The 6097-nt window shown below is 65.6% G+C and carries 6 protein-coding genes; 2 read left to right on the top strand and 4 right to left on the bottom strand.

The annotated features are described in order from the left end of the window. Positions 1 to 284 (bottom strand): hypothetical protein (locus I6U14_RS16455; protein ID WP_296900677.1); only part of this gene is annotated, 284 nt, incomplete at its 3' end. 148 nt (positions 285 to 432) lie between these two features. Continuing rightward, on the bottom strand, positions 433 to 2115 hold the full coding sequence (gene gpmI, locus I6U14_RS16450) for a 2,3-bisphosphoglycerate-independent phosphoglycerate mutase (protein WP_296900675.1): 1683 nt from the start codon (positions 2113 to 2115) through the stop codon (positions 433 to 435). 126 nt (positions 2116 to 2241) lie between these two features. On the opposite strand from gpmI, the gene lpxD reads away from it, so the two are divergent. After that, positions 2242 to 3300, top strand: a complete 1059-nt coding sequence (lpxD, locus tag I6U14_RS16445; RefSeq protein ID WP_296900673.1) for a UDP-3-O-(3-hydroxymyristoyl)glucosamine N-acyltransferase — start codon at positions 2242 to 2244, stop codon at positions 3298 to 3300. Between the two features lie 142 nt (positions 3301 to 3442). Here the strand turns inward: lpxD and I6U14_RS16440 are convergent, their stop codons facing one another. Further along, a complete protein-coding gene (locus I6U14_RS16440; RefSeq protein ID WP_296900671.1) occupies positions 3443 to 3778 on the bottom strand; it encodes a hypothetical protein in 336 nt (111 codons plus the stop codon). Positions 3779 to 4037: 259 nt separating this feature from the next. Here I6U14_RS16440 and I6U14_RS16435 point away from each other — a divergent pair, with 259 nt between their 5' ends. Further along, positions 4038 to 5342, top strand: a complete 1305-nt coding sequence (locus I6U14_RS16435) for a dicarboxylate/amino acid:cation symporter (RefSeq protein WP_296900669.1) — start codon at positions 4038 to 4040, stop codon at positions 5340 to 5342. Positions 5343 to 5354: 12 nt separating this feature from the next. On the opposite strand, the gene I6U14_RS16430 is transcribed toward I6U14_RS16435, so the two are convergent. Further along, positions 5355 to 6097: PLP-dependent transferase (locus tag I6U14_RS16430; RefSeq protein WP_296900667.1), on the bottom strand; the 743-nt coding region annotated here is incomplete at its 5' end.

Genomic DNA, 6097 nt, shown 5'->3' with positions numbered 1-6097 from the left:
TCGTGGATATAGGTAATGCCGGAATAATTGTCGAAGAACCTGCTGGCCACTTCATCCGAGATTTTGAGCGCAACGTCACGACTGGCCGTGAGGACCTCGATCTTGACGTTGGAATAGGTGTCGGATACGGCGGGCTGACCGGATGAGCGCACATTACGACTGCCTTTACCGCCAGCGGCCACCACGGTATAACCGGTGGCACCGGCAGCATCGATGATTTTCGCGATGTCTTTCAGCAGCAATTTCTCTGTGACGATCACGAGCTTGCTGGCTTGCTGGGTCATGACGATTGCCTCATGCTGCGTTTACCCTGCGCCTGCCGAATGAGCGGCGTGCGCCATCTTGTAAAAGCTAGCCGCCTGGGCTGCCAGCGTCAAGTACAGGACAATCGACATTCATTGCGGAGACGTCGGCATTTATTGCGAGTGCGAATCACGCATGCTCAGTCTGTTCCGGTGCCGGTCGAATGAGTGATGGCGAGTATTCTGGCGGTGCCGCATAACCGAGCAGATTCAACACCGTCGAGGCAATGTTGGCAAGGCCCGGGCGAGCAAGGTCGCGTCGCAATGCATAGCCTGGCGGATGACGTCCATCGACGATCACGAAGGGGACCAGGTTCAGGGTGTGGCTGGTCTTTGCGATCAGCCTACCTTTAGCGTCGCGCTTGAACGCACAGGTCTTGGAGCTCCATTGCAACATCTCCTCGGCGTTTCCGTGATCGGCCGTGATCACGAGCACCCCGGCGGTCTCCTCCACTGCCTGTCGAATTCGCGCCACGGCGGCGTCCACCGCCTCCACTGCCTGCACCGCTGCCGGCAGGCTGCCCGTGTGACCCACCATGTCGCCGTTGGCGAAGTTGACCACGATGAGCCGGTACTCGCCGGAACGTGCCGCGTCGATCACCGCGTCCGCTACCTCGGCAGCCTTCATCTCCGGATGGGCGGCCGGATCGAGCCCGCCGGAGCTCACCTCTTTGACAGTGGCGAGGGGGAATGGCTTGGAGCGCATCCCGAAGAGGTAGTACGTCACATGGCCAAACTTCGAGCTTTCGGCGACGTGGAAGCTCGGAACCCCGGCCGCGCTCAGGAGCTCGATGACCGTATTCTCGATGGTCGGCGGCACCAGGAGACAATGCCTCGGCAGCATCAGGTCGCCGTCATACTGGAGCATGCCGACGAACAGCACGTCGGGCCGGCGACGGCGGTCGAAAAAATCGAAATCCTCGTGCTCGAAGGCAGACGACAGCTCGATGGCCCGGTCGCCGCGGAAATTGAACAACAGCACCGCGTCACCGTCCTCGATAGTGCCCAGGGGCTCGCCCGCATCGTCAACGACCACGAAGGGCGGAATCTGCTGATCCGAGGACACTTGGTCCGCATAGGCCCACTCCACGGCCTCCCGTGCACTGGATACCTTGGGGCCTTCGCCCAGCACGTGAGCCTTCCAACCCGCCTCAACGACGTCGGGCCGCTCCCAATAGCGGTCCATGGTGGTGCGCATGCGCCCACCGCCGGAGGCGATGCGGTAGTCGCGGTCCGGCCGCGAGGCGATCTCGGCCAGCAAGGCCTCTAGCTTGTCCAGGGAAAGCAACGCCGACTCCGGCTCCACCTCACGCCCGTCCCGGAGGCGCTGTACCCGCCCCCACGCACAGCCAGCTGCCCCCGCCTGCCCCACGCGGCCCCCGCGGAAAGCCGAGCAGGGGGCGGAATGCACCGCGGGCGACAGACCGCTGCGGCACAGCGTGCCCGCCTCTGCGCCGGTGCACTGGGCGATCACCTGCTGCCAGGTCTCACCGCTGAACAACGCGCCGTCCTCGATGGCCCGCTGCACCAGCGAAGCCCCCTGCGGCAGCACCCGCCCTGCGCCCATGATGGTATGCCCCACTTCTGAGTTGCCCATGTCCTTGTCGGTGGGCAGGCCGACGGCCGTGCCATGGGCGGCAAGCTGCAACGAGGCATGGTCGTGCCACATCCCCCGCAGTGCCGGAATATCCGCCTGGGAGACAGCATTGCCGTCGTTGGGCGGGGCCAAGCCGATGCCGTCCATGATCACCAGCACCACGGGGCCCGACGGTGGCGCATAAGTAGGGTGCCAAGGTGCCAGCGACGTGATCATCCGGTTCTTCTCCTGCGGTGATACCCGATGTAACAGCCCACCATTCTATCCCCCTAGCCGCCGGCTTATGCGATGCTGCGCAACCGCCCGAGCATGAGCTCGAGATCACACCACTGGAGACTCCACATGAGGCTGGATCTGCACCGCCTATCGGCGGTCCTCACAGCGGCAGACCCCACTGCCATGCTTCCCTCCGCCCTGCCAGTGCCCTTATCCGGTGTCGCGGACCTTGCCGACGCGAGCGAGACGGACCTCTGCTTCGCCGAGCGCGCGGCACAGGCGGAGGCCGTCGCCGAGAGCGCCGCACGGGTCGTCGTGGTGCCGGCTGAATTTCCGGACCTGGCAGACAAGGTGCTGGTGCGCTGTGCGTCGCCGCGGCGGGCCTTCTTCGCGATTGCGGCGCTGTTCCTGCCGCCCCGGCCCGCAACCGGGATCGACCCCGGTGCGCACGTGGACGCCTCGGCGGCGCTAGGCGAGGACGTGAGCATCGGGCCCGGTGCTGTCATCGGTGCCGGTACAGTCATCGGCGCACGTTGCCTTATCGCCGGGGGTGTGCAGATCGGCGCCGACGTGCAGATCGGGGACGACTGTGTCATCGAGCCGAACGTCACCGTCATGCATGGCAGCCGCATCGGCCGGCGCTGCGTACTGCGGGCTGGTGCGGTCATCGGCAGCGACGGCTTCGGCTTCGCCTGGGATGGCGAATGCCACCGCAAGATCCCGCAGGTGGGACATGTCGTGATAGAGGACGACGTGGACATCGGCTGCAACAGCTGCGTGGACCGGGCCACCCTCGGCGAGACCCGAGTGCGACGCGGCACCAAGGTCGACAACCTGGTGCAGATCGCCCATAACGATGACATCGGCGAGCATGTGATCATGGTCAGCCAGTCGGGTATCGCCGGCAGCAGCCGGCTCGGCACCGGCGTCGTCGTCGCCGGCCAGGTGGCCGTGTCGGATCATGTGACGGTGGGCGCCGGCGCGCGCATCGGCGGCCAGTCGGGTGTGACCAAGGACGTGCCCGCCGGCGCGACGGTCTTCGGCACCCCGGCCCGGGACATGAAGCAGACCCTGCGCGAGCTCGGCGCCCTGGCACAGTTGCCGGACCTGCTGCGCCGCGTGAAACGTCAGGAACGGGAGCTCGCCGAGCTGCGTCAGCGACTCGCGGTCGGCGATACAGATTGACATGCCATGCGGAGCACTCAGCAGGGCTCCGCCGATAGGCGACACGTCGGCGCCTGTGGCCCGGCTGGTGGATGTGTCCGGCGCTCCAGACCAGCGCTCTGTGATCAGACGGCGGGCGGCCGACCGGCCCGGCGGAATCGGCTCACCAGGGCCGGTAGGTCAGGCCGGGAATGGTGCGCTCATCGAAGGTTGGCGGCAGGCTCCGCACCAGCTCTTCCAGCTCGGCTCGGGTCACGTAGCGCCCGTAGGAGGCCTTTGCCGCGTCGATGGGAACCTCGACGTAATAGCGATTTTGGTCTGGCTCAGGAAGGACTTGGAGCGTGGTGTCCGCGGCATCCAGAATGCCAAGGTAATCGTCCTCGGACTGGAGACGGTCGAGCATCTGCTCGCAAATGGCCTTTGGGGTCATCGCAACGGCGCTGGTTGAGGACACGCACTCGCCGGAGCGATTGATCAAGTAGAAGACACGAAATTGCATGGCACCAGCTCGCCGTCATTCACTGCACAGGGACCGTGGCGATGCGGACCAGGCACAATGAGGATGGCCGACTCAAGCTGAGAAGTGTAGCACGAGCCTCCTCTGCGCGTGAAGCAACGACGGCCCAAACCGGTGGCGGAAGCTCGCGTGAGCGCTACCGCCGTTCCGCCGCTGCGATCCTTCCGGTAATCTGCGAGTCTTTCGCTTAATCGTAGTCGCGCTGCTTGCGTGCGACGTTGCCCTTTATCGGAGCTGCCGCATGGCCCTCATGAAGCTGAAACTGCATTGGCAGATTCTCATCGCCCTCGGGCTTGCCATCGTCGTGGGCTTGCTCGTGGGCGCCGACGGTACCCTGCTGGGCCTCAACGTCGAAGCCGCGCTGGCCTTCATCGGCCAGCTCTTCCTCAATGCGCTGAAGATGCTGATCGTGCCACTGATCGTCTCATCCATCATCGTCGGCGTGGCGGGCATCGGGGAATCTGACAACCTGGGGCGGCTCGGCGGCAAGACAATCGGCTATTACGCAATGACCAGCACGCTCGCCATCATCGCCGGGCTCATGATGGTGAACCTCATCCAGCCGGGCGTGGTCGAGGGCTCCGCAGAAGAGGTTTTCGGCCTGCATCAGGATACGGCCGCACTGGAGGCGGACCTCGCGGACAAGGGCGCAGACGACATTGTGGCCATCTTTCTGCGCATGATTCCGACGAACATCGTCCATGCCGCGAGCGAAGGGCAGATGCTGGGGCTCATCTTCTTCAGCCTGCTGTACGGCTTCTTCCTGACCCGCATCGCCAATCAATACGCCGAGGCCCAGTACAACTTCTGGAACGGCATGTTCGAGATCATGATGCGCATCACCGATCTGGTGATGCGCTTCGCCCCCATCGGCGTCTTTGCACTGGTGGCGGGAACCGTCGCCGAGACCGGGCTCGCCGCCTTCGTGCCACTGGCGGCCTTCTTCTTCACCGTGGTGGCGGCGCTGGGCATCCATTTCTTTATCACCCTGCCGCTGCTCCTGCGCTTCCTGGGTGGCGTGAAGCCCATCCGCCACTACCGAGCGGTGAGCCCGGCACTGCTGACGGCCTTCTCCACGGCCTCGTCCTCAGCGACCTTGCCAGTCACCATGGAATGCGTCGAGAAGAACGCCGGCGTCTCCAATAAGACCACCAGCTTCGTGCTGCCGTTGGGCGCCACCGTGAACATGGACGGCACCGCACTCTACGAGTGCGTTGCGGTCATGTTCATTGCCCAGGCCTACGGGATCGAGATGTCGCTCACGACCCAGTTCGTCGTGGTGCTGCTGGCACTGCTCACCTCCATCGGCGTCGCCGGCATCCCCGCGGCGAGCCTGGTGGCCATCTCCATCATCCTGTCGGCAGTGGGGCTGCCGCTGGAGGGCATTGGGCTGATCCTCGCCGTAGACCGCGTCCTGGACATGATGCGCACCGCGGTAAACGTCACCAGCGACTCTGCCGGCGCCGTGATCATTGCCAAGTCCGAGGGGGAAACGGGCATCCTGGAAGACGGCCCGCCGCAGCCGGAGTGGGCGCGGGCGGGTTGAGCGTCCCAGCCGTCAGGCTAGGGGTTCCAGGCCGCGCGCGAGGTCAGCCTGAATATCCTCCACGCACTCCAAGCCAACGGCGACGCGAATCAGCCCTTCCTCGATGCCAGCGGCAACGCGGGCGTCGGGGCTGAGGCGGCCGTGGGTGGTGCTGGCAGGATGCGTGATGGTGGTCTTGGTGTCGCCGAGGTTGGCGGTGATGGAGCACAGGCGCGTGCCATCGATGACCCGCCATGCCCCCTCCCGACCGCCGGCCACCTCGAAGGCAACAATGCCGCCACCGCTGCGCTGCTGTCGCGACGGCCCCACCAGATGGTGCTGCGGATGGGATGGGAGCCCGGGATAGTGCACCCGGCGCACCGCCGGATGCTCATGCAGCCAGCGGGCGAGCGTCGTTGCCGCCTGTGAGTGGGCTTGCATACGCAGCGCCAAGGTTTCCAGGCCCTTCAGGAACAGCCAAGCGTTGAAGGGGCTCATGGACGGCCCGGCCGTGCGCACGACACCGAAGACGTCCTCGCCGACGTGCTTGGCATCCCCCACCACCGCACCGCCGCCGCACCGCCCCTGCCCGTCCAGATACTTGGTGGCGGCGTGGATAACCAAGTCCGCCCCGAGCCCCAGCGGGCGCTCCAGCGCACGCGTACTGCACCAGTCGTCCACGGCAGACAGCACGACGGCCGCGTGACCCACACCGCCCAGGGGAGCGCACCGCGCCCCCTCCTCCGGGCGGTTGGACGCGGCCCCCAGGCCCCGAA

Origin of the sequence: Thiohalocapsa sp., from assembly GCF_019695415.1 — a bacterium.
Lineage (GTDB): Bacteria > Pseudomonadota > Gammaproteobacteria > Chromatiales > Chromatiaceae > Thiohalocapsa.
This window is presented reverse-complemented; position numbering and strand designations above follow the sequence as displayed.

What these genes read in the sequence shown, in the direction of transcription:
- lpxD (WP_296900673.1), top strand. Translation starts at nt 2,242, where the DNA reads ATGAGGCTGGATCTGCACCGCCTATCGGCGGTCCTCACAGCGGCAGAC.
- gpmI (WP_296900675.1), bottom strand. Translation starts at nt 2,115, where the DNA reads ATGATCACGTCGCTGGCACCTTGGCACCCTACTTATGCGCCACCGTCG.
- I6U14_RS16440 (WP_296900671.1), bottom strand. Translation starts at nt 3,778, where the DNA reads ATGCAATTTCGTGTCTTCTACTTGATCAATCGCTCCGGCGAGTGCGTG.
- I6U14_RS16435 (WP_296900669.1), top strand. Translation starts at nt 4,038, where the DNA reads ATGGCCCTCATGAAGCTGAAACTGCATTGGCAGATTCTCATCGCCCTC.